Source organism: Aureimonas sp. AU20, from assembly GCF_001442755.1.
Lineage (GTDB): Bacteria > Pseudomonadota > Alphaproteobacteria > Rhizobiales > Rhizobiaceae > Aureimonas.
This window is the reverse complement of record NZ_CP006369.1, coordinates 343,780-366,243: the sequence shown is the minus strand read 5'-3', so window position 1 is coordinate 366,243 and position 22,464 is coordinate 343,780. Positions and strand designations below refer to the sequence as shown.

Here is a 22,464-nt window from a genome sequence, read left to right as displayed (position 1 = left end):
ATTGCGCTTGGCATCTCCTCGAACTCTCATCAACCGAGGCCATCAAACCGTCGGCTTGCTCCCGCACGCTTGTTCTTGAGCGAGAACTCCAGCAACGACATCGGAAGACGACACGACATGCGCATCCCCACCGTTCCCCTGGTCTTCGGTCTGACTGTCGCCGCGATCTCCGGCCCGGCGCTGGCATCGAGCGCCGACGCCTGGGCCGAGTTCGACGCGCGCGTGACCAAGGCCTGTCTCGCGGCCAGCGGCATTCGCAACGCCCGGCCCTCCACCATCGTCGGCTTCGACGATCGCGTCGGCATGGTCGCGATGCTGGTGTCGGACCGCACGCGCGGCTCGTCCCTGTCGAAACTCTGCCTCTACGACAAGAAGGCGGGGAAGGCCTATGTGGACGAGGCCGAAACCTGGTCGGCGCCGCCGCAGCGTCGCTGATCTCGCGGCCCGAGGCCACGCAAGCGCTGCTCGGCCCTCAGGCGCCGAGCAGCGCTTCGGCGCGGAAGATGGGGCCGAACTCGATCGCCTGCCGCCGGATAAAATCGGCGAGCACCCGGATGCGCGGGGCGGCGGCGAGATCTTCGTGGGAGCTCATCCAGTAGTCCCGCTCCAGATGCAGCTCGCGCGGCAGGATGGGCACGAGCTCGGCGTGGCGCGAGGCGATGAAGAAGGGCAGGATACCGATCCCGAACCCCGCCAGAACCGCCTGCAACTGGGCCTGGATGGAGGAGCTTTGATAGCCCGCGCGCATGCCGGGCAGAATCTCGGAGAGATAGTCGAGGCCGGGCGTGAAGATCATGTCCTCGACATAGCCGATCAGCGGATGAAGGTTCACCTCGCCCCGTGTGCCGATCGGCCCGTGCCGGGCGAGATAGTCGCGCGAGGCGTAGAGAAAGAGCCGGTAGCCGGCGATCCGCTCACTGAGATAAGGCCCGGCGCCGGGCGCGTTCAGCGTCACCGACAGGTCGGCCTCCCGGCGCGACAGGGAGACGATCTGCTGGATCGTCACGAATTCCACGAGAAGGCCGGGATGGGCCCGCGCGAAGCCGGGCAGGCGTTCGGCCAGGAAGAAATTGCCGAAGCCCTCCGGCGTCGACAGGCGCGCCACGCCTCTCGCCCAGCCGCCGGCTTCCAGGATCGTCTCCCCGAAGCCCTCCACCTCCCGCTCCATCCGCTCGGCATGGGCGACGAGGCGCTCGCCCAGAATGGTCAGCGTGTAGCCGCGCGCGGAGCGCTCGAAGAGGCGCATGGCGAGCGCCTTCTCCAAGCGGTCGATCCGCCGGGACACGGTCACGTGATTGCTGCGCAACCGTCGCGCGGCGGCGGAGAGTTGGCGCGTGCGCGCAACCGCCAGGAAATGGCGCAGATCGTCCCAATCGAACTGCAATGCAATCTCCCGAGCCGGCTTCCGCTTACGTTTTCGTACAAGGCTTGTACCAAAAACGCCATTCTTAACCCATCCGCTTGATGCTAGCCTTTCGCATCCTCATCGCCCCGTGGGACGGCAGGGCAGTGAGGAGGCTTTCGACGCGCGCGCGAAGACGGGCGGGAAAGCGGGGAGGACGAGCACGGCCGGTCGATCCGACGCCGCCTGTAGCCCTGCGCGTCGCGCGGTGGCCCGGCGGTCGCCAGAGGCGGCCCTCGACACTCCCGACAGGCGATCGATGGAATCGACGAAAGGGAGGAACGATGACGGTTTCCGGCAGGCTCAAACGGACGGTCCTGGCAGGCGCGACGCTCGCGCTGGCGGCCAGCACTTCGATGCAAGCGAAGGCGCAGGAGGTCTCCGACGACATCGTCAAGATCGGCATCCTGAACGACCAGTCCGGCGTCTATGCCGATTTCGGCGGCCGCTGGTCCTTCGAGGCCGCCAAGATGGCGGTGGAGGATTTTGGCGGTACGGTTCTCGGCAAGAAGATCGAGGTCATCACCGCCGACCACCAGAACAAGCCCGACATCGCTTCCAACATCGCGCGCCAATGGTATGACACCGAACAAGTCGACGCCATCATGGAGTTGACGACCTCCTCCGTCGCGCTGGCCGTGCAGGGCCTGTCGAAGGAGAAGAAGAAGATCGACATCGTCACCGGCGCGGCGACCACCGACCTGACCGGCAAGGCCTGCAGCCCCTATGGCTTCCACTGGGCCTACGACACCCATGCGCTGGCGGTCGGCACCGGCGGCGCACTGGTCAAGCAGGGCGGCGACAGCTGGTTCTTCCTGACGGCTGATTATGCTTTCGGCTACTCGCTGGAGGAGCAGACCTCGAACTTCGTCAAGGCGAGCGGCGGCACGATTGTCGGATCGGTTCGCCATCCCCTGTCCAACACGGACTTTTCCTCCTTCCTGCTTCAGGCGCAGTCCTCGGGCGCCAAGGTCATCGGCATGGCCAATGCCGGTCTCGACACGTCCAACGCGGTGAAGCAGGCGGCGGAGTTCGGCATCGTGGCCGGCGGCCAGCGGCTGGCGGCGCTCCTCTTCACCCTCGCCGAGGTCCACGGGCTCGGCCTGGAAGCGGCGCAGGGCCTGTCGCTGACGGAGGGCTTCTACTGGGACCGCGACGACGACTCGCGCGCCTTCTCGCAGCGCTTCTTCGAGCGCACCAAGCGCATGCCCAACATGATCCAGGCCGGCACCTATTCCGCCGTGCTGCAGTATCTGAAGGCCATCGACAAGGCCAAGACCGACGCGACCGAGCCGGTGGCGGCCGCCCTGCATGAGATGCCGGTGGACGATGTCTTCGCGCGCGGCGGCAAGGTCGCCAAGAACGGGCGCATGATCTACGACATGTATCTTCTCGAGGTGAAGAAGCCCGCCGAGAGCACCAAGCCCTGGGACTATTTCAAGGTCCTCGCCACCGTGCCGGGCGACACGGCCTATCTCGATCCGGCCAAGAGCAACTGCCCGCTGGTCACCCCGTAAGCGGCGCGGGCATGAGCGGCATTCTCTCAACCGCCCATCCCGGCGCCCTTGCCAGGGGCGCCGGGGACGCGGCGCCCGGCCGTGGCCTCGCCAAGGGCGAGACCGTCCTGTCCTGCCGGGGCCTCAGGCGCGACTTCGGCGGCTTCACCGCCGTCCGCGATGTCGATCTCGACGTCGGCCATGGCGAGGTCCACGCGCTGATCGGCCCGAACGGGGCGGGCAAGACCACCGTCTTCAACCTCCTGACGAAGTTCCTGCAGCCGACATCAGGCACGATCACGCTTTTGGGCGAGGACATCACCAAGACCCCGCCGGCCAAGGTGGCGCGCCTCGGGCTCGTTCGCTCGTTCCAGATCTCGGCGACCTTTCCGCATCTGACGATCCTGGAGAATGTCCGCGTCGCCCTGCAGCGCCGGAACGGGCTCGCCATCCAGTTCTGGCGCCCGCTCTCCAGCCTCGACCGCTTGAACGCGCGCGCCATGGAGCTGATCGACGCGGTGGGACTGACCGAAGCGCGCGACCGTCCGGCGGCGAGCCTGTCCTATGGGCGCAAGCGCGTTCTGGAGATCGCGACCACGCTGGCGCTGGAGCCCAAGGTGCTGCTGTTGGACGAGCCGATGGCCGGCATGGGGCACGAGGATGTCGAGGTCATCGCCGCTATCATCAAACAGGTCGCCCGCAACCACGCGGTGCTGATGGTGGAGCACAATCTGAAGGTCGTCGCCGATCTCTGCGACCGCGTCACCGTGCTTCAACGCGGCGAGATCCTGGCGGCGGGCGACTATCGCACCGTCTCCACCGACGAGCGCGTGCGCACCGCCTATATGGGAACCGACCATGTCTGACCGCGCCCAGCCGCTGCTCAGCGTTCGCGGCCTCCAGGCCTGGTATGGAGAAAGCCAGGCGCTGCACGGCGTCGATCTCGACATCTTCCCCGGCGAGACCGTCACGCTGCTCGGGCGCAACGGCGTCGGCAAGACCACGACGCTGCGCGCCATCATGGGGCTTCTGCCCAAGCGCAGCGGCACGCTGCGCTTCGAGGACCACGATCTCCTGAAAGTGCCGCTGCACCGCGTCGCCCGGCTCGGCCTCGGCTTCGTGCCGGAGGAGCGCGGCATCTTCGCCAGCCTTTCGGTGGAGGAGAACCTGTTGCTCCCCCCGATCGTGGCGCCGGGCGGCATGAGCGTGGAGGAAATCTACGCGCTCTTTCCCAATCTGAAGGAGCGGCGCCAGAGTGGCGGCACGCAGCTTTCCGGCGGCGAGCAGCAGATGCTCGCCATCGCGCGCATCCTGCGCTCCGGCGTCAAGCTGCTGCTGCTCGACGAGCCGACGGAGGGCTTGGCGCCGGTCATCGTGCAGCGCATTGGCGAGATCCTTCAGGTCTTGAAGGCGCGGGGCATGACCGTGCTTCTGGTGGAGCAGAACTTCCGCTTCGCCGCGAAGGTGGCCGACCGCTTCTACCTCATGGACCATGGGCGCGTGCTGGACGGCTTCGCCGTCGCCGAACTGCCGGACCGCATGGCGCAGATGACGCAAACGCTGGGAGTGTGATCGGAATGACGATGATCTTCGGCGTGCCCGTGCAGGCCTTTCTCGGGCAATTGCTCGTCGGGCTGATCAACGGGTCCTTCTACGCGATGCTGAGCTTGGGGCTTGCCATCATCTTCGGGCTGCTGCGCATCATCAACTTCGCCCATGGCGCGCAATACATGCTGGGCGCCTTCGCCGGCTATCTCTTTCTGTCGGTGGCCGGCATCGGCTTCTGGCCGTCTCTGATCCTGGCGCCGCTCGTGGTCGGGCTGCTCGGCGCCCTCATAGAGCGCGTCGCGCTGCGCCGTCTCTACGATCTCGATCCGCTCTATGGCCTCCTCTTCACCTTCGGCCTCGCGCTCGTGATCGAGGGCACGTTCCGCTACTACTACGGCGCCTCGGGTCAGCCCTATGCGCCGCCTCAGCTTCTCACCGGCGGCACCAATCTCGGCTTCATGTTCCTGCCGAACTATCGCGGCTTCATCGTCTTCGCCTCGCTCGTCCTCTGCCTCGCCACCTGGGCGCTGATCGAGAAGACGCGGCTCGGCGCGTATCTCAGGGCCGCCACCGAGAACCCCCAGCTGGTGCGCGCCTTCGGCATCAACGTGCCGCTTCTGCTGACGCTGACCTACGGGTTCGGAGCGGCGCTGGCCGGTCTCGCCGGCATCCTGGCGGCGCCGATCTACCAGGTAAGCCCCTTGATGGGCACCAACATCATCATCACGGTCTTCGCGGTCGTGGTGATCGGCGGCATGGGCTCGATCGGCGGCGCCATCGCCACCGGCTACCTGCTCGGCCTGTGCGAGGGGCTGACCAAGGTCTTCTACCCCGAGGCCTCCAACATCGTCGTCTTCGTGATCATGGCCGTGGTGCTGCTCATCCGCCCGGCAGGCCTGTTCGGGAGGGCGGCATGACGAGCCTTTCGGCGACGAATTCCTCGTCGGCGCGATCGGGCTCCGGCGGCGCGAAGCTCGCGCTTCTCCTCGTCGCGGTCGGGCTTCTCGTTGCCGCGCCCTTCTTCTTCTATCCGATCTTCCTCATGAAGATCCTGTGCTTCGCGCTCTTTGCGGCGGCCTTCAATCTTCTGCTCGGTTATACCGGCCTCCTCTCCTTCGGCCATGCTGCCTTCTTCGGCAGCGCGGCCTATGTCACCGCCTACACCGTCAAGGAATGGGGACTGACGCCCGAACTCGGCGTCCTCGCCGGCGCGGCGGCCGCCGCCCTGCTCGGCCTCGTGATCGGCGCGCTGGCTATCCGCCGCCAGGGCATCTACTTCGCGATGATCACGCTGGCGCTTTCGCAAATGATCTTCTTCTTCTGCCTCCAGGCGCCCTTCACCGGCGGCGAGGACGGGCTGCAGGGCGTGCCGCGCGGCCGGGCGCTCGGCCTTGTCGATCTGTCCGACCCGATGGCCATGTATCTCTTCGTGCTCGCGATCTTCCTCACGGCGATCTTCGCGATCTACCGGATCGTCAACTCGCCCTTCGGCACGATCCTGCGCTCGATCCGCGAGAACGAGAACCGCGCCATTTCGCTGGGATATTCCGTCAGCGCCTACAAGCTCTCGGCCTTCGTCATGTCGGCGGCGCTGGCGGGCGTCGCAGGTGGCATGAAGGCGCTGGTCTTCCAGTTCGCGACGCTCACCGACGTCACATGGCAGATGTCGGGCGAAGTCATCCTGATGACGCTGCTCGGCGGCATCGGAACGATGCTCGGGCCGATCGTGGGCGCCGGCCTCGTCGTGGCGATCCAGAACTCTCTTGCCACCTCGGCCTTCCCGGTCACGGTCATCACCGGGCTGATCTTCATGGTCTGCGTGCTCCTGTTCCGGCGCGGCCTCGTCGGAGAGCTTCTCGCCTCGCGCTTCGGGCGGCGCTTCGGCGGGGAGGGCGGCTGATCCGATGGAGGAGGCCTACGACTTCATCGTGATCGGCGGCGGCACGGCGGGCTGCGCGCTGGCCAACCGCCTGTCGGCCGATCCGAACGCTTCGGTTCTCCTCCTGGAAGCCGGACAGCGGGACAATTACGCCTGGGTCCACATTCCGGTCGGCTATCTCTTCTGCATCGGCAATCCGCGCACGGACTGGTGCTTCCAGACCGACGCCGAGGCCGGGCTGAACGGGCGCGCGCTCGCCTATCCCCGGGGCAAGGTGCTGGGCGGCTGCTCCTCGATCAACGGCATGATCTACATGCGCGGACAGGCGCGCGACTACGATCTCTGGCGCCAGATGGGCTGCGCGGGCTGGGGCTGGGACGATGTCCTGCCGCTGTTCAAGCGTTCGGAGGATTATTTCGCCGGGGCCGACGAGATGCACGGGGTTGGCGGCGAATGGCGCGTCGAGCCGCCGCGCCTGCGCTGGGACATTCTCGACGCCTTCCGCGCCGCCGCGGAGCAGGCCGGCATTCCGCGCATCGAGGATTTCAACCGGGGCGACAACGAAGGCTCCTCCTACTTCAAGGTGAACCAGCGCCGGGGCGTGCGCTGGAACGCGGTCAAGGCCTTCCTGAAGCCGGTGCGGCACCGGAAGAATCTCACCGTCGTGACCGGCGCGCATGTCCGCAGGCTCCTGATCGAAGATCGGGCGGCCAAGGGTGTCGAGTTCGAAGCTGATGGCGAGGTGCGCCGCGCCGCCTGCCGCCGTGAGGTGGTTCTTTGCGCAGGCGCGATCGGCTCGCCGCATATCCTGGAACTCTCGGGGATAGGTCGGGGCGAGGTGCTGGGCGCGGCGGGAATCGCGCTGGTCGCCGAGCGGCGCGAGGTCGGCGAGAATCTGCAGGATCATCTGCAGCTGCGCTGCGCCTACAAGGTCAGCGGCATCCGCACCCTCAACGAGCGGGCGAGCACGCTTCTCGGAAAGGCCTCGATCGCGCTGGAATATGCCGTGATGCGCTCGGGGCCGATGTCCATGGCGCCGAGCCAGCTCGGAGTCTTCACGCGGTCCGATCCGTCCTTCGAGACGGCCAATCTGCAATATCACGTCCAGCCGCTGAGCCTGGAGAAGTTCGGCGAGGGCGTCCACAGCTTTCCCGCCTTCACCGCCAGCGTCTGCAATCTGCGCCCGGACAGTCGCGGCAGCGTCCATGCGCTGGCGCCCGACCATAAAAAACAGCCCGCCATCCGGCCGAACTATCTTGCCACCGAGACTGACCGGCGGGTCGCCGCCGACGCCATCCGCCTGACCCGCCGCATCGTGTCGCAGGACGCGCTCCGGCCCTACCGGCCGCAGGAGTTCAAGCCGGGGCCGGAGTTCGAAAGCGAGGAAGAACTGGTGGCCGCCGCCGGCGCTATCGGCACCACGATCTTTCATCCCGCCGGGACCTGCCGCATGGGCGCGGACGAGGGCTCCGTGGTGGATCCCGCGCTTCGCGTGCGGGGCATCGGCAACCTGCGCGTGGCGGACGCCTCCATCATGCCCCGCATCGTCTCCGGCAACACCAACTCGCCGACGCTGATGATCGCGGAAAAGGCCGCCGATCTGATCCTTCAGTCTTGGCGCTGAGCCGCCTTTCGTCGCCTGCCGCGTTTTTTCAAGGATGCCATCATGAGTTCGAACCGCATCGCCTTTATCGGTCTCGGCCATATGGGCCGACCGATGGCTCTAAATCTGGGTCGCGCCGGCCACGCGCTGGCGGCCTTCGACGTTTCGCCGGCAGCAGTCGAGGCGGCGCGGGCGGATGGCCTGCCGGTCGCGGAAACGCTCGCGGCGGCGGTGCGCGAGGCGGGCGTGGTGATCACCATGCTGCCGGCGGGAGCGCATGTCTTCTCGCTCTGGCAGGAGGCGCTGCCGCATCTCGCACCCGGCACGCTGCTGGTCGATTGTTCCACGATCGACATCGAAAGCGCGGGGCGCGCGCACGACCTCGCCGCGCAGGCCGGCTTCGCCTCGCTCGACGCACCGGTCTCGGGCGGCACCAAGGGCGCGGAGGCGGGAACGCTTACCTTCATGGCCGGCGGCGAGGCCGCCGCGTTCGAAAGGGCTCGGCCTCTTCTCGAGATCATGGGCTCGCGGATCGTCCACTGCGGCGGGCCGGGGGCGGGGCAGGCGGCGAAGATCTGCAACAACATGATCCTCGGGGTCTCGATGATCGCGGTGGCGGAGGCCTTCGTTCTGGCCGAGCGGCTGGGCCTGTCGCCCCAAGCCCTGTTCGACGTCGCCTCGACCTCCTCCGGCCAGTGCTGGTCGCTCACCAGCTACTGCCCCGTACCCGGCCCCGTGCCCGCCTCGCCCGCCAACAACGACTATAAGCCGGGCTTTGCGACGAACCTGATGCTGAAGGACCTGCGGCTGGCCAAGGCGGCAGCCGATGCGAGCGGCGCGCAGACGCCGCTCGGACACCATGCCGAGCAGCTTTATGCGGGTTTCGCGGAGGCTGGGCAGGGCGATGTCGATTTTTCCGGCATCATCCGGCACTTGCGGGATGGGGGTGCCTGAGGAGCAAGACGGGAAGAACCGTCGAGCTTTATGCAGAGCGCTGGCATTCGAGCCAGTGCGCGCTGGAGGCGAGGGAGACGCGGCACGAAGCCCGATCGCCGCCGCATGGCTTGGGAGCGAAGAGCACTCGCATCCGGCCCAAAGGCGCTACGTGATCGTCTTGGCGAAGCACCTTTTCCCATTCGCGAGGGAGCGCGTTTCCGACATCGGAACATCGATCGCCCTCGATCGGATGATCAGAGACGCCGAGCAGGTCGCGCAAAAGAGCCGCCCGAAACGCTGGCACCAGAGATCGCAGCTTAAGAGAACGCGCGCGGAGTTGAAGGTCTTACCTTCTACGAAGATCATGCGCGGGCCTGCAGCAAACCGACGAAGACGGCAGGGTATGAATGGAGAGACTGTTGGGCGACCCGGCCGGGGCGGTCCGCCAGTGCTTCTCCGCCGTCAGGCCGGGTCGAGCCAACATGCCCGCACGGACCGTTGCCGATCCGCGCGGAGGTGCCCCCGCATCCCGCAAGCTCGGCGGCCCTTCGCCGCCGAGTGCCGAATCGTCGTCAGGATTTCGGCTCGTAGCCGATGCCGGGGACCGACGCGGGCGATGGGAGTTCGTCCCGCTTGGGCTCCGCCCGCAGGATCTCGGCGAAGACGTCGTCCGACGACGAGCGGTTGCCGCCAATCCCCGCTTCCAGCAAGGCCCGATCAAGCGAGGAGCCGCTTTCCAGCGCCTGGAGTTCCGCGCCGGCCTCGATCCGCCCGGCGATGGCCTCCTGCCGCTTCTTCACCCGCTCCAGCGATTCCATGGCGCTGCCGAGCCGCGAGTTGACGCCGGCATGGCTGGAGGCGATGGCCGACTGCGCCTTCAGGAGGGACTCGTTGGCTTTCACGCTTTCCACCTCGCGGCGCATCGTCTGGATGCGCGTTTCGGTGTCCTGCACGGCGCGCAGCATTTGCGCCTGCGACGCCTGAAGGCGCTGCAGCTCCGCCTCGTCGCGCGAGAGGTCCGAGCGGTTGCGCGACATGCGGTCGGCCAGCTGACGGGCCAGGTCCTCGCGGCCCGCCGCAATGGCGGCGCGCGCCGATTCCAGATCCTTCTGGTCCTTGGCCCGCGCCTCGTCCACCCGCCGGCTCAGCGCCTTGGCGGTGGCCATGATGCCGGCGAGGTCGGCGCGCGCCTTGCGCAGCGCGGCGTCCGCGTCGCGGATTTCCTGATCGAGCGTGCGCAGCGCCTGCGTGTCCGCCACGCTTTCCGCCGCCTCGTTGATGCCCCCGCGCACGGCGGAGAACAGCTTGCCCCAAACGCTCATGCTTGGCCCTTTCCCTGGCGCCACTCGGACATGAAGGCGGCGGCGTCCGCCGCGTTGCCGGCGAGAACGGCGATCTCTTCCACGACGACCTCGGCCGAGGACCGGGCCGACAGCGAGCCGAACAGCTCGTACCATTCCTCGCCGTTGACGGTCGAGATGCCGAAGGTGGAGAGCGGCACGAGCTTGTGGGTCTTCAGCGCCAACCGCTCGAAGGCGGACCGGTTCGGCACGCTTTCGGCGGGCGCGAGCATCACGCTGGCGAGGATCTGGTCGCCGCCGGCGACGACGAAGACATCGAGATGCCCTCTCTCCTTCAGCGTCACGCGAAGGACGTCGCCCTCGACCGACACGTCCACGTCGCCGAGCGCCGGCGGATCGGCCGCAAAGAGTTCCGTAAGGGATGCGAGGTTCCAGTTTGCCACGTCTTTGCGAACTCCCGTTCGAACTCGTCACCACGCCTTCACCGGGTGGCCGTTATGTCATACTGGTTGTGCGGGACGGAACAAGGCACGAAGCGATGATCGGACGCATCTTTGGTTGGGGATCGGGGAGCGAGGCGAGCGACCTTCCCGCGGAGCGCGGCCCTCTCGGCGTCGCCATCGGCGGCGGCATCGACATCGACACGCTCAGCCTCCAGGCCACGATGGCCGGCGCGTCGACGGCGATGCCCGTGCCCGCCGGGGGCATGATGATCGTCGCCGCCTATGGCGAGGCGCGGCTCGACGCGGACATGATCCTGTCGCGCTATTATGATGCCGACAACACGATCCTCCAGGTGCTGTCGGCCTCCGGCGCGCCGGGCGACGATCTCATTGACGTCAGCCTCTACCGCCCCTGGGACAGCGTGGTGCCCGTCGGCTCGGCCGAGTGGGCCCATTGGCGCGGGCCCGCCGGCCTGATCGGCCAGCCGCGCTACGACGCCGACGGCGTCCTGTTCGAGCGCTTCTGGGGGGAGGGCTCGGGACGGGCCGATCTCGTGGAGTTCGTCGAGACCGTGGACGACGGCGAGGCGCGCCGCGAGATCCATCAGTCCTGCATGCTCTATGCCCGCCAGCTGGGCGAGGGCCGCGAGATGCTGCTCATCAATATCGAGCGCGACCTCGGCCAGGAGGCGGCCGCGCAGGGAAGCTCGATCGAGTTCATCATCGGCTACGGGCTGATGGCGGCCGACGTGCGCCGTCTCTGACCTCTCGACTCTTCGCAAAAGGAACCCTCCCGACATGTTCGGCTACGTCGCGGGCCTGCCGGCCTTTCTCGCCTATTTCGCCACGGGCCTCGCGGCCCTTGCCGCCTTCGCGGCCGCCTATTCCGCGCTGACCCCGCAGCATGAGTTGCGCCTGATCCGCACCGGCAATTCGGCGGCGGTGGTGGCGTTTCTAGGTGCGATCCTCGGCTTCTCGCTGCCGCTCGCGTCCGCCGCCGCCCATTCCGTGTCGCTGGCCGATTTCGCGATCTGGGCGGTGATCGGCGGCGTGTTCCAGGCGATCGCCTTCGGCGTCGCGTGCCTTGCCATGCGCGACATGCCCCGGCGCATCACGGAGGGCGAAATGGCCGGCGGGCTCTGGTCGGCGGGCATTTCGCTGGCGGTCGGCGTCCTCAACGCCGCCTGCATGACGTCGTGAGACCGCCGCCATGAGGAAGCGCTTCACCGATCTCGCAAGCGGGCCGCTCCTGGCCCTCGGCACGATCGCTGCCGGGACGCTGGTCTTGTCGCGCTGCGACGGCGGGCCGGACGAGAACACGATGTACACCTCGGTCGCGCAATGCGTCGAGGCCGGTTATTCCACCGGCGTCTGCCAGTCGGAATATCAGGCGGCTATGAAGGAGCACATGCGCTCGGCCCCCAGGTTCGACAGCGGGACGGCCTGCGAGAGCGAGTATGGGGCCGGGCACTGCGTTGAGGTGCCGCGCGAGCAGCCGGGCCAGCCGGGCGTCGGCAGCATCTTCCTGCCTCTCATGACCGGCTATCTCCTGTCCTCGGCGGTGCAGAGCCATTCGGGCTACAGCGGCAGCTACAGCGGCGGCTATTATCCGCGCTCGACGCCGATCTTCACCAACCGCTCCGGCAAGACCCTGCGCTCGGACCCGGTAGTCGGGACTGAGGTCACCCCGCCCCGCCCGGCCAACGTGAACACGCGCGCCATCTCGCGCGGCGGCTTCGGGGGCCTGTCCTTCGGGCGTGGCGGCTCCCATGGCGGGTGACGCATGGAACGCCTGACCATTCCCGCCCGCGACGGCTGGCAAGCCAAGGCGGAGGCCGTCGGCTTCGGCTTCCACGAAATGTATGGCGAGCCCTATTGGCTGGACGACGTCTACTACCGCTTCACCATGGAGGAGATCGAGGAGGGGATCGAGGCGCCGACGCAGGCCCTGCATGAGATGTGCCGGGATCTCGCGGCCGAGGTCGTGGAGTCCGAGGCTCTGATGACGCGGCTCGCCATTCCCGTCGATCAGTTCGACACGGTGCGCGCCTCCTTTCGTGCCGGCGAAGCCTCGCTTTATGGCCGGTTCGACCTCGCCTATGACGGGCGAGGCCCGGCCAAGCTTCTGGAATACAACGCCGACACGCCGACCGGCGTCTTCGAAGCCGCCTATTTCCAGTATGACTGGCTGATCGATCAGGTTGGACTCGGCCGGTTGCCGGAGGGCGCCGATCAGTTCAACCTGATCCAGGAAAGCCTGATCTCCGCCTTCGCCGCCCATCCGGCGGACCGCATCTTCCATTTCGCCGCGATCACCGCCAGCGACGAAGATCGCGGCACTGCCGCCTATCTCATGGATTGCGCCGTGCAGGCCGGGCACCGCACGGCCTTGATCGACATGGGTTCGATCGGCGTGGACGAGGCCGGGCGCTTCGTCGATCCGATGGAGCGGGTGATCGATCGCTGCTTCAAGCTCTATCCTTGGGAAGACATGATGCGCGAGCCCTATGCGCGCCATCTCCCAACCTCGGGCACGCAATGGGTGGAGCCGCCCTGGAAGGCGATCCTCTCCAACAAGGGCATCCTACCGCTCCTCTGGGAGCGCCATCCCGGGCATCCCAACCTTCTGCCCGCCTTCTTCGCGGACGACCCGAGAGCCGAAACGGTGACCAGCAGCGTGCGCAAGCCCTTCCACTCGCGCGAGGGAGAGAACGTCGCGATCCTGGAGAACGGCCGGACGGCCGAGGAGACGGAGGGCGACTACGGCGAGGGGCCGACCGTGGTGCAGGCGTTCACGCCCTTGTTCGAGGCGGCGGGGCAGTTCGCGGTTCTCGGCACATGGGTCGTCGGCGATCTCGCCTGCGGCCTCGGCATCCGCGAGGATCGCTCCCGCATCACCTGCAACCTTTCCCGCTTCGTGCCGCATGCGATCGTGGACTGACGCCGCTTCGCGTTCCACCCGAGCAGGGCTCCTTGCTCAGAGTCGATGCCCCGCCGAAAGCGACAGGAATTCGCGGACGCGAGGGGAGGTGGGGTTGGAGAAGAAGTCGGCGGGTGTCGCTTCCTCTTCCACGGCGCCCTTGTGAAGGAAGAGCACCTTGCTGGACACGTCGCGCGCGAAGCCCATCTCGTGGGTGACCACCAGCATGGTGCGCCCTTCCTCGGCCAGCGAGCGCATGACCCGCAGCACCTCGCCGACGAGCTCGGGGTCGAGCGCCGAGGTCGGCTCGTCGAACAGCATGACCTTGGGCCTTTGGGCGAGCGCGCGCGCGATCGCGGCCCTTTGCTGCTGCCCGCCGGAAAGCTGCGAGGGGTAGTGATGGCGCTTGTCCGCGATGCCGACGCGGGCGAGAAGCGCCTCGGCCTCTTCCAGGCATTCCGCCTTCGGGCGCTTCTGAACGTGGATCGGCGCTTCCGCGACATTTTCTAGGATCGTCATGTGGGACCAGAGATTGAAGCTCTGGAACACCATCCCGATATGGGCGCGCAGCCGGTCCACCTGCCGGCGGTCGGCTGGTTCGGTGCCGTGGCGTCGCTTGCGCAAAGCGATGATCTCGCCGCCGACCGCAACATCGCCGGAGTCGGGAACCTCCAGCATGTTGATGCATCGAAGCATCGTGGACTTGCCCGATCCCGAGGAGCCGAGGATCGAGATCACCTCGCCTTCCCGCGCTTCGAGCGACACGCCCTTGAGGACTTCGAGCGCGCCGAACGATTTTCTGAGATCGGTGACCGACACGGCGGGAACGGTGCCGGCCTTGGGAAAGGGGACGGGGCGTTGTCGCTCAAGCATGGGCGCTCCTGACATCGATTTCCCGGACGCGGCTGTCGCGAAGATGGGGCGACAGGCGGTGCTCGACGGCGAGGACGATGCGGGTGAGGATGAAATTGAGGGCGAGATAGATCGCCCCGGCGACGACGAAGACCTCCACGGCGCGGAAGGTTTCCGAGATCAGCTTCTGGGCGAGGCCGGTTACCTCCATCAGGGTGATGATGGAGGCGAGCGCCGTGGCCTTCACCATCAGGATGATCTCGTTGCCATAGGCGGGAAGCGCCTGGCGCAGTGCGATGGGAACGATGATCCGGCGCAGGAGAAGGAAGCCGGACATGCCGCAGGCGCGTGCCGCCTCGACCTCGCGGGCGGGCACCGCCCTGAGGCCGCCCCGGAAGATCTCGCTGCCATAGGCGGCGGTGTTCAGCGTCAGCGCGAGGGCCGCGCACCAGAACGGATCGCGCAGGAAGGGCCAAAGGCCGATTTGCTGCAGCGTCGGTCGGAACTGCCCAAGTCCGTAGTAGATCAGGAAAATCTGCACCAAGAGCGGCGAGCCGCGAAACACGAAGACATAGGCGCTGGCGAAGCCCGAGCCGAGAGGGCCGGCGAAGCTGCCGAGAAAGGCGATCGCCAGAGCCAGGAGGCAGCCGGCCAGGATCGAGATTGCCGCCAGTTCCAGGGTCAGCGGCAGCCCGCCGAGCAGCACCACGAACGTGTTCCAGAGGAAGGGAAGGTCCATCAGACAGCCCTCCGGACGCCGCGCGACACCCGTGTTTCCGCCCGGCGGAACAGGAGCGTGGAGACCCAGGTGATCGCGAGATAGAGGAGAACGGCCGTCAGATAGAAGTCGAGCGGCTTGCGTGTCGAGCCGGCGGCGATCTGCGACTGACGCAGGAGTTCGACCAGACCCGTCACCGAGATCAGGGCGGATTCTTTCAGGACGAGCTGCCAGGTGTTTCCGAGGCCCGGCACGGCGTAGCGCAGCACCAGCGGCACCACGATGCGGCGCGCCATCGGCCAGGGGCGCATGCCGACCGCGCGCGCCGCTTCGAGCTCGCCCTTGGCGACGGACCGGTACGCGCCCCGAAAGACCTCGGCCTGATAGGCCGCCGACACGACGCCGATCGCCAGCATGCCGGTCAGAAAGGCAGGCATGCCGATGAAGCCGCCCGCGCCGAAAATCCCCGCCACGGAGCCGAGCACGGCGCTGCCGCCGAAATAGAAGAGATAGATGACGAGGAGGTCGGGAACCCCGCGAAGCACGGTCGTGTAGGCGTCTCCCAAGACCCGCAAGGCGCGCCGCCGCGACAGCTTGGCCCAGGCGACGAGGGCGCCGAGCGCCGAACCGGCGGCGAAGCCGCAGACGGAGACGGCCAGGGTCATCGCCGTCGCCGTCAGCAGAGCGGCGCCCCAGCCACCGGGGCCGAAACCGACGAGGGAGAAGTAGTCCGTCAAGGCGGGCGGCATGGCGGGGACCTCGGGTTGGAGGGGCGAGCTTTGGTCAGGCGCCCGTGGGCGGGCGCCTGTGCTTCATCAGTTCCTCGAGCTTCATCATGTTGCGCAGCGAGCTTTGCACATGGTCTCGCGCGGCCGTGGCGGCGGCCTCGGGATTCCTCGCTTTCAGCGCATCGGCGATCGCGCGGTGCTCGGCGAGATCGGAATCGGCAAGGTCGATCCAGAGCACTTCGAGCCAGAGCGCCAATTGCAGCTGCTGGTAGATCTGCTCGCTGACGCGCAGAAGCGCCTCGTTGCGCGTGGCGCGGGCGATGACCTTGTGGATGTGGAGGCCGAGTTCGAGATTGCGGGCCTGATCGGACGCCGTCATTCCCGAGCTGGAGCGAAGCGCCGCCATCTCGTCGACGATGCCGGAAATCTCGGCCAGGTCTTCGTCCGTCGCGCGGGCGCAGGCCAGCTCGGCGGCGCAGATGTCGAGCGCCTCGCGAACGCGCAGGAGGTCGCAGACCGCGCCGACATCGAGATCGGCCACGGTGTAGCCGACGTTGCGCTCCCCGACCACGAGCCCCTCGCGCTCCAGCTTCATCAGCGCCTCGCGAAGCGGCGTGCGGCTGACGCCGAAGCGTTTGGCCAGAGCGCTCTCCGCCAGCCGTTCTGCGGGGCGGACCCGGCCGCTCAGGATCAGGTCCTTGAGCTGGAGATAGGTCGCCTGCCGGACGGACTGGGTTTCCGATGGATCGTTAGTGGTCACGGCGCCGTGTCCCGTCTTGTCGAGCTGGTGGGGCTTGTCGGTCGCATCGACACCATCGGGGAGCAAGGCGGGTGCTGACAAATTCTCTTGCCTCGTCAAATTGGATACGATTATGTACCCAACATTGGATGTCCCACGCAATAGGCATATTGACCGATTGTAGAAAACAAAGGCAAGTCCGGTTGTCGCCCCGGCGCCGGTTGGAGCGATGCCCGATATTCGACCCAGCAAACGATGCCGCCGCGAACACCATGAAGCTCTCCGCCAAAGGCCCGCTCGAACGCCTTTGCCTTGCCACCGCCGCCCGCCGAGCCTCGCGCCGACGCGGCCCCGTTTCCTCCCCTGCCGCGCGCCTCAACCCGCCGGCGTCCATCGAAGGTGATCCGATGCTCTCTTGCAGAATTCCGCTTCTCGCCGCGATGACGGCGTTGCTCGCATCCACCGTGGCGGCTCCGGCGCAGACCAAGCCGACCACCGTCACCATCGCCACGGAAGGGGCCTACGAGCCCTGGAACTTCACGGCGGCCGACGGCACGCTTCAGGGCTTCGAGGTCGATCTGGCCGCCGATCTCTGCAAGCGCATGGAGGTCACCTGCACCGTGGTGGCGCAGGACTGGGACGGCCTCATTCCCTCGCTCAACGCGCGCAAGTTCGACGCGATCATGGCGTCCATGATCGTCACCGACAAACGCAAGCAGGCCATCTCCTTCAGCGAACCCTATGCGCCGACCGCGGCCGCCTTCATGGTGGAGAAGGACGGCGCGCTCGCCGGCCTTCCCGGCACGGGGACGAGCGTCGATCTCGCGGCAGACCCCGCCAAGGTCGAGAGCGAGCTGAAGCCGCTGCGCGCGGCGCTGGAGGGCAAGTCCATCGGCGCCCAGAGCTCGACCGCCAACGTCGCCTTCCTGGAGAAATATCTGAAGGGCGCCGTTGAGGTGCGGGAATACAAGACCGTCGAGCAGCACAATCTCGATCTCGCTGCCGGGCGCATCGACGGGGTCGTGGCCCAGAAGACCTCGCTCGACGCCATGCTGGGCAAGCCCGACTTCGCCGGCTACGAGATCGCCGGCCCAACCTTCGAGGGCGATGTCTTCGGTCAGGGCATCGCGGTCGGCCTGCGCAAGGACGACACGGCTTTGAAAGCCGAGTTCGACAAGGCGATCACCGCCGCCAAGGCCGACGGCACAATCGATAAGCTGTCCGACAAGTGGTTCAAGGCCACGGCGAAGTAACGCCCGAATCCTCCGTTCGGCGGCTCGGCGAGACCGGGCCGCCGGGCCGTCATGCGGCCCGCGTTTCCCCCACCAGCTCAAGACCGACCATGCGCCGGGCCAAGGCTCGTCCGCCCGCTCAATTTTCGGAGGCCATCGTGCCAGCGATCCCCAATTCCCTCGAAGCGCGTGACGTCGCCCACGTCCTTCACCCCTACACCAATGCCGCCAAGCATCTGGAAGAGGGGCCCTTCGTGGTCGCTGGCGGCGATGGCATCCACATCATCGATACGGACGGCAATCGCTATATCGAAGGGCTGAGCGGCCTGTTCTGCGCCTCGCTCGGCTTCAGCGAACGGCGCCTCGTAGACGCCGCGATCCGGCAGCTGGAGCAGCTTCCATTCTACCATTCGTTCGGCGGCAAGTCGCACGAGACGGCGATCGAGCTGGCCGAGCGGTTGCTCGCCCTCTCCCCCGTTCCCATGTCGAAAGTGTTCTTCGCCAATTCGGGCTCCGAGGCGAACGACACGGCCATGAAGCTGGTCTGGTATTATCACAACGCGATCGGCAAGCCCGAGAAGAAGAAGATCATCTCGCGCGTCAGGGCCTATCACGGTGTGACGATCGCCTCGGCGAGCCTCACCGGCCTTCCCAACAACCATCGCGACTTCGACTTGCCGATCGACCGCGTCCTGCACACGTCCTGCCCGCTCCACTACCGCTACGCCCAGCCGGGCGAGAGCGAGGAGGCTTTCGCCACGCGCTGCGCGGAAGAGCTGGAAGCCCTGATCCTCAAGGAGGGGCCGGAGACGGTCGGGGCCTTCTTCGCAGAACCGCTGATGGCATCCGGCGGCTGCATCGTGCCCCCGCCGACCTATTACGAGAAGATCCAGGCGGTTCTCGCCCGCTACGACATCCTGCTGATCGCCGACGAAGTCATCTGCGGTTTCGGGCGGCTCGGCACGCTGTTCGGGTCCGAGGCCTTTGGCATGAAGCCGGACATGATCTCCATGGCCAAGCAGTTGTCCGCTGCCTACCAACCGATCTCGGCCCTGATGATCAACGAGAAGATCCAGGCCGCGATCGTCTCCGAAAGCCAGAAGATCGGCACGTTCGGCCACGGCTTCACCTATGGCGGGCACCCCGTGGCGACGGCGGTCGCCCTGGAGACCTTGAAGATCTACGAGGAGCGCGACATCGTCGGCCATGTCCGCGCCATCGCCCCGCGCTTTCAGGCGCGCCTGCGCGCGCTGGGTGCCCATTCGCTGGTCGGCAACGCGCGCGGCATGGGCCTGATCGGCACGCTGGAACTCGTGCGCGACAAGGCGACCAAGGAGCCGTTCGACCCCAAATTCGCCGTGGCCGTCCATGCGGGAAAACGCGCGCAGGCGCACGGTGTCATCACGCGGGCGCTCGGCGACACGGTCAACCTCTGCCCGCCGCTGATCATAACCGAAGCCGAGATCGACGATCTCTTCGATCGGATCGAGCTGGCGCTGGACGACACGGCCGAATGGGTTCGCCAGCGGGTCATGGCCTGAAACGCCGAAGGGCAGGGGCGGCGCGGCCGCAAGACACGGGGATGATGGAGAGAACATGCGCAATTTCGAAGAGCCCGGCCGTTCGCTCGCGGTCGGCCGGAACGGGATGGCGGCGACGTCGCACCCGGCCGCGACGCTGACGGCCGTCGAGATTTTGAAGGCCGGCGGCAACGCGGTGGACGCGGCGGTCGGCGCCTGCGCCGTCCAATGCGTGGTGGAAGCGGGCTCGACGGGGATTGGGGGAGACTGTTTCGCGCTGCTGGCGCCCGGCGGTGGCGACCGTGTTCTCGCCTTCAACGGCTCGGGACGCACGCCCGCCGCTCTGACGCCCGAGCGGCTGGCAGAGCTCGGCGTCACCACGCTGGATCGCTCTTCGCCGCATGTCGTCACCGTGCCGGGCGCGGTGGATGCCTGGACCCGCCTGGTGGCCGATCACGGGCGCATGTCGATGCGCGAGATCCTGTCGCCCGCCATCGCCATGGCGCGGCAGGGCTACGCGATCACGCCGCGCGTCGCGCACGACATCGAGGGCCAGCGCGAGATGCTGGCCGCCGACCCCGTTGCACGAGAACTCTTTCTCGTGAACGGCGAAACGCCCGCCGTCGGAACGCTGCAACGGCAGATGGAACTCGCAGCCACCCTGGAGGCGATCGGCGAAAAGGGCAGAGACGCCTTCTATCGCGGCGCCGTGGCGGAGGACATGGTGGACCGGCTCACCGCTCTCGGCGGCCTGCACACGCTGGAGGATTTCGGCGAGGCGGCGGGAGAGTATGTCGAGCCGTGCAGCGTGACCTATCGCGGGTGGACCGTTCACGAGTGCCCGCCGAACGGCCAGGGCATCGTCGCGCTGATGATCCTGAAGATTCTGGAGCGCTTTCCCGTCCGGTCGCACCCGCTCGACGTGGACGCGATCCATGTCGAGGTCGAGGCGACGCGGCTCGCCTATGCCGCGCGCGACGCCTTCGTGGCGGACCGGAGCGTCAGCGACGTTCCCGTCGACCATCTCCTATCGGACGAACTGGCGGACCGGCTCGCGGCCGAGATCGACCTGTCGCGTGCGATCGACCCGCTTCCCGTTCTGGATGCGGTGGAGCATTCCGACACGGTCTATATCTCGGTGGTGGATCGGGACCGCAACGCCGTCAGCTTCATCAACTCGATCTTCCATCCCTATGGCAGCGGCATCGTGGCGCCCCAATCCGGGGTGCTCCTGCACAATCGCGGCCAGAGCTTCTCGATGGCGCCCGGCCATCCCAACCGGATCGGCCCGCGCAAGCGACCGATGCACACGATCATCCCCGGAATGGTGACGCGAGACGGCCGCACGGTGATGAGCTTCGGCGTCATGGGGGGCCATTATCAGGCCATGGGTCATGCGCACATCCTGTCCAAGCTGTTCGACCACGGAATGGACCTGCAAAGCGCCATGGACCTGCCGCGCCTATTCCCGCTGCCCGGCACGAAGACGGTCGAGATCGAGGAACGGCTGCGCCTGCGCATCGGCGAGGAGCTGACGCGGCGCGGGTTCTTCGTTCAGCCGCCGAAATGGGCGATCGGCGGATCGCAGGGCATCTGGATCGACTGGGACAGCGGCGCGCTGCTCGGCGGCTCGGACCATCGCAAGGACGGCTGCGCCCTCGGTTTCTGACCGGGTCGGCAGCACGAGGAGAAACGAGAATGAGCGGATATTCCGACACGCATCTGTTCGTGGACGGGCGTTGGCGCGACGGCACGGGCGAGCGGCTGGCGGTCGTCTCCCCCAGCACGGGCGAGACGATCGGCACCGTGGCGCACGCGCGCGAAGGCGACCTGGACGAGGCGCTTCTGGCGGCCGAGCGCGCCTTCCGGGACTGGCGCCTCATCAGCCCGCTGGAGCGCTCCAAGCTCATGCGCCGCGCGGCCGACATCCTGCGCGAGCGAGCCGAGAGTATCGCCCGCCTCATGACCATGGAGCAGGGAAAGCCGCTTGGCGAGGCGCGGATCGAAACGCTCGGCGCCGCCGACACGATCGACTGGTTCGCCGAAGAGGCGCGCCGGACCTACGGCCGCGTCGTTCCCGCCCGCGCGCCCAACGTCACGCAGATGGTGGTGAAGCATCCGGTCGGGCCGGTCGCCGCCTTCACACCCTGGAACTTCCCGCTCAATCAGGCCGTGCGCAAGGTCTCCGCCGCGCTGGCCGCCGGCTGTTCCGTGATCCTGAAAGGGCCGGAGGAAACGCCGGCGAGCTGCGCCGAACTGATCCGGGCCTTCGCCGACGCGGGCGTGCCCGCCGGCGTCGTCAATCTCGTTTATGGCGATCCCGCCACGATTTCCGGCTATCTGATCCCCCATCCCGTGGTTCGCAAGATCTCGTTCACGGGGTCGACGGCGGTCGGCAAGCACCTCGCTTCGCTTGCGGGCCTTCATATGAAGCGGGCGACCATGGAACTCGGCGGCCATGCCCCGGCCCTGGTCTTCGAGGACGCCGATCTGGCACTGGCGGTGAAGGTGCTGTCGGGATCGAAGTTCCGCAACGCGGGGCAGGTCTGCGTGGCGCCGACGCGCTTTCTGGTGCAGGACGCCGCGTTCGAGACGTTTCTCAGCGGGTTCTCGCAAGCGGCATCGGCCATCCAGGTCGGCGACGGGCTAGCGGAGGGCACCGCGATGGGGCCGCTCGCCAACCGTCGGCGGGTCGAGGCGATGGAAGCGCTGGTGGCCGACGCGGTGTCGCGCGGCGCGCGGCTGGTGACGGGTGGAAGCCGGATCGGCAACCGGGGCAACTTCTTCCAGCCGACCGTGCTGGCCGACGTACCGCTGGAGGCGCGCGTCATGAACGAGGAGCCCTTCGGCCCGCTCGCCCTGGTGAACCGCTTCGACACCTACGAGGAGGCCTTGCGCGAGGCCAACCGCCTTCCCTATGGGCTGGCCGCCTATGCCTACACCACTTCGGCCAGGACGATCTCGGGCCTGTCCCGCGACGTCGAAAGCGGCATGCTGTCGATCAACCACCATGGGCTGGGCCTGCCCGAACTGCCGTTCGGCGGCATCAAGGATTCCGGCTACGGGTCCGAGGGCGGCTCGGAGGCCATCGAAAACTATCTCGACACGCGTCTCGTCACCAGCGCCGCCTGACCCGCCCGCGCCGAC

The 22,464-nt window shown here is 67.3% G+C and carries 23 protein-coding genes; 16 read left to right on the top strand and 7 right to left on the bottom strand.

Annotated features, from left to right (window positions below):
- Positions 1-117: 117 nt before the first annotated feature.
- Positions 118-435, top strand: a complete 318-nt coding sequence (locus M673_RS20770) for a hypothetical protein (RefSeq protein WP_061978620.1) — start codon at positions 118-120, stop codon at positions 433-435.
- A 37-nt stretch (positions 436-472) separates the two neighbouring features.
- Here M673_RS20770 and M673_RS20765 read toward each other — a convergent pair whose 3' ends face one another.
- On the bottom strand, positions 473-1,384 hold the full coding sequence (locus M673_RS20765; protein WP_061978619.1) for a LysR family transcriptional regulator: 912 nt from the start codon (positions 1,382-1,384) through the stop codon (positions 473-475).
- A gap of 302 nt (positions 1,385-1,686) precedes the next feature.
- Here M673_RS20765 and M673_RS20760 point away from each other — a divergent pair, with 302 nt between their 5' ends.
- The 7 genes from M673_RS20760 to mmsB are packed head-to-tail and all read left to right on the top strand — an operon-like array spanning position 1,687 to position 8,882.
- On the top strand, positions 1,687-2,919 hold the full coding sequence (locus tag M673_RS20760; protein ID WP_061978618.1) for an ABC transporter substrate-binding protein: 1,233 nt from the start codon (positions 1,687-1,689) through the stop codon (positions 2,917-2,919).
- Between the two features lie 11 nt (positions 2,920-2,930).
- Positions 2,931-3,764: an ABC transporter ATP-binding protein gene (locus M673_RS20755; RefSeq protein WP_061978617.1), complete on the top strand. Its 834-nt coding sequence runs from the start codon at positions 2,931-2,933 to the stop codon at positions 3,762-3,764.
- Positions 3,757-4,470, top strand: coding sequence for an ABC transporter ATP-binding protein (locus tag M673_RS20750; protein WP_061978616.1), 714 nt, complete (start codon positions 3,757-3,759; stop codon positions 4,468-4,470). Before M673_RS20755 ends, M673_RS20750 begins: the two co-directional genes overlap by 8 nt.
- Positions 4,471-4,475: 5 nt before the next feature.
- Complete coding sequence (locus tag M673_RS20745; protein ID WP_061978615.1) at positions 4,476-5,363, top strand: branched-chain amino acid ABC transporter permease; 888 nt, start codon at positions 4,476-4,478, stop codon at positions 5,361-5,363.
- Positions 5,360-6,346 carry a branched-chain amino acid ABC transporter permease gene (locus M673_RS20740; RefSeq protein WP_061978614.1) on the top strand — a complete coding sequence of 329 codons (987 nt, stop codon included), beginning with the start codon at positions 5,360-5,362 and terminating at the stop codon, positions 6,344-6,346. Before M673_RS20745 ends, M673_RS20740 begins: the two co-directional genes overlap by 4 nt.
- A 4-nt stretch (positions 6,347-6,350) precedes the next feature.
- The gene (locus tag M673_RS20735) at positions 6,351-7,949 is read left to right on the top strand and encodes a GMC family oxidoreductase (RefSeq protein WP_061978613.1); all 1,599 of its coding nucleotides are present in this window, start codon (positions 6,351-6,353) and stop codon (positions 7,947-7,949) included.
- A gap of 42 nt (positions 7,950-7,991) precedes the next feature.
- The gene (mmsB, locus tag M673_RS20730; RefSeq protein WP_061978612.1) at positions 7,992-8,882 is read left to right on the top strand and encodes a 3-hydroxyisobutyrate dehydrogenase; all 891 of its coding nucleotides are present in this window, start codon (positions 7,992-7,994) and stop codon (positions 8,880-8,882) included.
- Positions 8,883-9,436: 554 nt separating this feature from the next.
- On the opposite strand, the gene M673_RS20720 is transcribed toward mmsB, so the two are convergent.
- Together M673_RS20720 and M673_RS20715 are read right to left on the bottom strand one after the other, a co-directional pair.
- Positions 9,437-10,186: a PspA/IM30 family protein gene (locus M673_RS20720; protein WP_061978610.1), complete on the bottom strand. Its 750-nt coding sequence runs from the start codon at positions 10,184-10,186 to the stop codon at positions 9,437-9,439.
- Positions 10,183-10,608 carry a YjfI family protein gene (locus M673_RS20715; protein WP_061978609.1) on the bottom strand — a complete coding sequence of 142 codons (426 nt, stop codon included), beginning with the start codon at positions 10,606-10,608 and terminating at the stop codon, positions 10,183-10,185. Before M673_RS20715 ends, M673_RS20720 begins: the two co-directional genes overlap by 4 nt.
- A 107-nt stretch (positions 10,609-10,715) precedes the next feature.
- Here M673_RS20715 and M673_RS20710 point away from each other — a divergent pair, with 107 nt between their 5' ends.
- From M673_RS20710 to M673_RS20695, 4 genes are read left to right on the top strand one after another with little or no spacing between them, the layout of a single operon-like run.
- A complete protein-coding gene (locus M673_RS20710) occupies positions 10,716-11,372 on the top strand; it encodes a DUF2491 family protein (protein ID WP_374755564.1) in 657 nt (218 codons plus the stop codon).
- Positions 11,373-11,406: 34 nt separating this feature from the next.
- A complete protein-coding gene (locus M673_RS20705) occupies positions 11,407-11,808 on the top strand; it encodes a DUF350 domain-containing protein (protein WP_061978607.1) in 402 nt (133 codons plus the stop codon).
- 10 nt (positions 11,809-11,818) lie between these two features.
- The gene (locus M673_RS20700; RefSeq protein WP_061978606.1) at positions 11,819-12,388 is read left to right on the top strand and encodes a DUF1190 domain-containing protein; all 570 of its coding nucleotides are present in this window, start codon (positions 11,819-11,821) and stop codon (positions 12,386-12,388) included.
- 3 nt (positions 12,389-12,391) lie between these two features.
- Positions 12,392-13,549, top strand: coding sequence for a glutathionylspermidine synthase family protein (locus M673_RS20695; RefSeq protein WP_061978605.1), 1,158 nt, complete (start codon positions 12,392-12,394; stop codon positions 13,547-13,549).
- Between the two features lie 36 nt (positions 13,550-13,585).
- Here M673_RS20695 and M673_RS20690 read toward each other — a convergent pair whose 3' ends face one another.
- The 4 genes from M673_RS20690 to M673_RS20675 are packed head-to-tail and all read right to left on the bottom strand — an operon-like array spanning position 13,586 to position 16,586.
- A complete protein-coding gene (locus tag M673_RS20690) occupies positions 13,586-14,401 on the bottom strand; it encodes an ABC transporter ATP-binding protein (protein ID WP_061978604.1) in 816 nt (271 codons plus the stop codon).
- Positions 14,394-15,119: an ABC transporter permease gene (locus M673_RS20685; protein ID WP_061978603.1), complete on the bottom strand. Its 726-nt coding sequence runs from the start codon at positions 15,117-15,119 to the stop codon at positions 14,394-14,396. The genes M673_RS20690 and M673_RS20685 overlap by 8 nt, the downstream gene beginning before the upstream one ends.
- Positions 15,119-15,847 carry an ABC transporter permease gene (locus M673_RS20680; RefSeq protein WP_061978602.1) on the bottom strand — a complete coding sequence of 243 codons (729 nt, stop codon included), beginning with the start codon at positions 15,845-15,847 and terminating at the stop codon, positions 15,119-15,121. Before M673_RS20680 ends, M673_RS20685 begins: the two co-directional genes overlap by 1 nt.
- A gap of 34 nt (positions 15,848-15,881) precedes the next feature.
- Positions 15,882-16,586 carry a GntR family transcriptional regulator gene (locus M673_RS20675; protein WP_061978709.1) on the bottom strand — a complete coding sequence of 235 codons (705 nt, stop codon included), beginning with the start codon at positions 16,584-16,586 and terminating at the stop codon, positions 15,882-15,884.
- Between the two features lie 386 nt (positions 16,587-16,972).
- Between M673_RS20675 and M673_RS20670 the strand changes: the two genes are divergently transcribed.
- The 4 genes from M673_RS20670 (at position 16,973) to M673_RS20655 (ending at position 22,449) form a co-directional block, all read left to right on the top strand.
- Entirely contained in the window at positions 16,973-17,818 is an 846-nt protein-coding gene (locus M673_RS20670) for a lysine/arginine/ornithine ABC transporter substrate-binding protein (RefSeq protein ID WP_061978708.1), read from the top strand.
- A gap of 137 nt (positions 17,819-17,955) precedes the next feature.
- Positions 17,956-19,338 carry an aspartate aminotransferase family protein gene (locus M673_RS20665; protein WP_148640202.1) on the top strand — a complete coding sequence of 461 codons (1,383 nt, stop codon included), beginning with the start codon at positions 17,956-17,958 and terminating at the stop codon, positions 19,336-19,338.
- 55 nt (positions 19,339-19,393) lie between these two features.
- Positions 19,394-20,986 (top strand): gamma-glutamyltransferase family protein, encoded by a 1,593-nt coding sequence (locus tag M673_RS20660; RefSeq protein ID WP_061978600.1) that lies wholly within the window; start codon positions 19,394-19,396, stop codon positions 20,984-20,986.
- Between the two features lie 29 nt (positions 20,987-21,015).
- Complete coding sequence (locus M673_RS20655) at positions 21,016-22,449, top strand: NAD-dependent succinate-semialdehyde dehydrogenase (RefSeq protein WP_061978599.1); 1,434 nt, start codon at positions 21,016-21,018, stop codon at positions 22,447-22,449.
- Positions 22,450-22,464 lie beyond the last annotated feature (15 nt).

What these genes read in the sequence shown, in the direction of transcription:
- M673_RS20720 (WP_061978610.1), bottom strand. Translation starts at nt 10,186, where the DNA reads ATGAGCGTTTGGGGCAAGCTGTTCTCCGCCGTGCGCGGGGGCATCAAC.
- M673_RS20670 (WP_061978708.1), top strand. Translation starts at nt 16,973, where the DNA reads ATGCTCTCTTGCAGAATTCCGCTTCTCGCCGCGATGACGGCGTTGCTC.
- M673_RS20735 (WP_061978613.1), top strand. Translation starts at nt 6,351, where the DNA reads ATGGAGGAGGCCTACGACTTCATCGTGATCGGCGGCGGCACGGCGGGC.
- M673_RS20750 (WP_061978616.1), top strand. Translation starts at nt 3,757, where the DNA reads ATGTCTGACCGCGCCCAGCCGCTGCTCAGCGTTCGCGGCCTCCAGGCC.
- M673_RS20695 (WP_061978605.1), top strand. Translation starts at nt 12,392, where the DNA reads ATGGAACGCCTGACCATTCCCGCCCGCGACGGCTGGCAAGCCAAGGCG.
- M673_RS20760 (WP_061978618.1), top strand. Translation starts at nt 1,687, where the DNA reads ATGACGGTTTCCGGCAGGCTCAAACGGACGGTCCTGGCAGGCGCGACG.
- M673_RS20680 (WP_061978602.1), bottom strand. Translation starts at nt 15,847, where the DNA reads ATGCCGCCCGCCTTGACGGACTACTTCTCCCTCGTCGGTTTCGGCCCC.
- M673_RS20700 (WP_061978606.1), top strand. Translation starts at nt 11,819, where the DNA reads ATGAGGAAGCGCTTCACCGATCTCGCAAGCGGGCCGCTCCTGGCCCTC.
- M673_RS20685 (WP_061978603.1), bottom strand. Translation starts at nt 15,119, where the DNA reads ATGGACCTTCCCTTCCTCTGGAACACGTTCGTGGTGCTGCTCGGCGGG.
- M673_RS20740 (WP_061978614.1), top strand. Translation starts at nt 5,360, where the DNA reads ATGACGAGCCTTTCGGCGACGAATTCCTCGTCGGCGCGATCGGGCTCC.
- M673_RS20755 (WP_061978617.1), top strand. Translation starts at nt 2,931, where the DNA reads ATGAGCGGCATTCTCTCAACCGCCCATCCCGGCGCCCTTGCCAGGGGC.
- M673_RS20745 (WP_061978615.1), top strand. Translation starts at nt 4,476, where the DNA reads ATGACGATGATCTTCGGCGTGCCCGTGCAGGCCTTTCTCGGGCAATTG.
- M673_RS20690 (WP_061978604.1), bottom strand. Translation starts at nt 14,401, where the DNA reads ATGCTTGAGCGACAACGCCCCGTCCCCTTTCCCAAGGCCGGCACCGTT.
- M673_RS20660 (WP_061978600.1), top strand. Translation starts at nt 19,394, where the DNA reads ATGCGCAATTTCGAAGAGCCCGGCCGTTCGCTCGCGGTCGGCCGGAAC.
- M673_RS20655 (WP_061978599.1), top strand. Translation starts at nt 21,016, where the DNA reads ATGAGCGGATATTCCGACACGCATCTGTTCGTGGACGGGCGTTGGCGC.
- M673_RS20705 (WP_061978607.1), top strand. Translation starts at nt 11,407, where the DNA reads ATGTTCGGCTACGTCGCGGGCCTGCCGGCCTTTCTCGCCTATTTCGCC.
- M673_RS20770 (WP_061978620.1), top strand. Translation starts at nt 118, where the DNA reads ATGCGCATCCCCACCGTTCCCCTGGTCTTCGGTCTGACTGTCGCCGCG.
- mmsB (WP_061978612.1), top strand. Translation starts at nt 7,992, where the DNA reads ATGAGTTCGAACCGCATCGCCTTTATCGGTCTCGGCCATATGGGCCGA.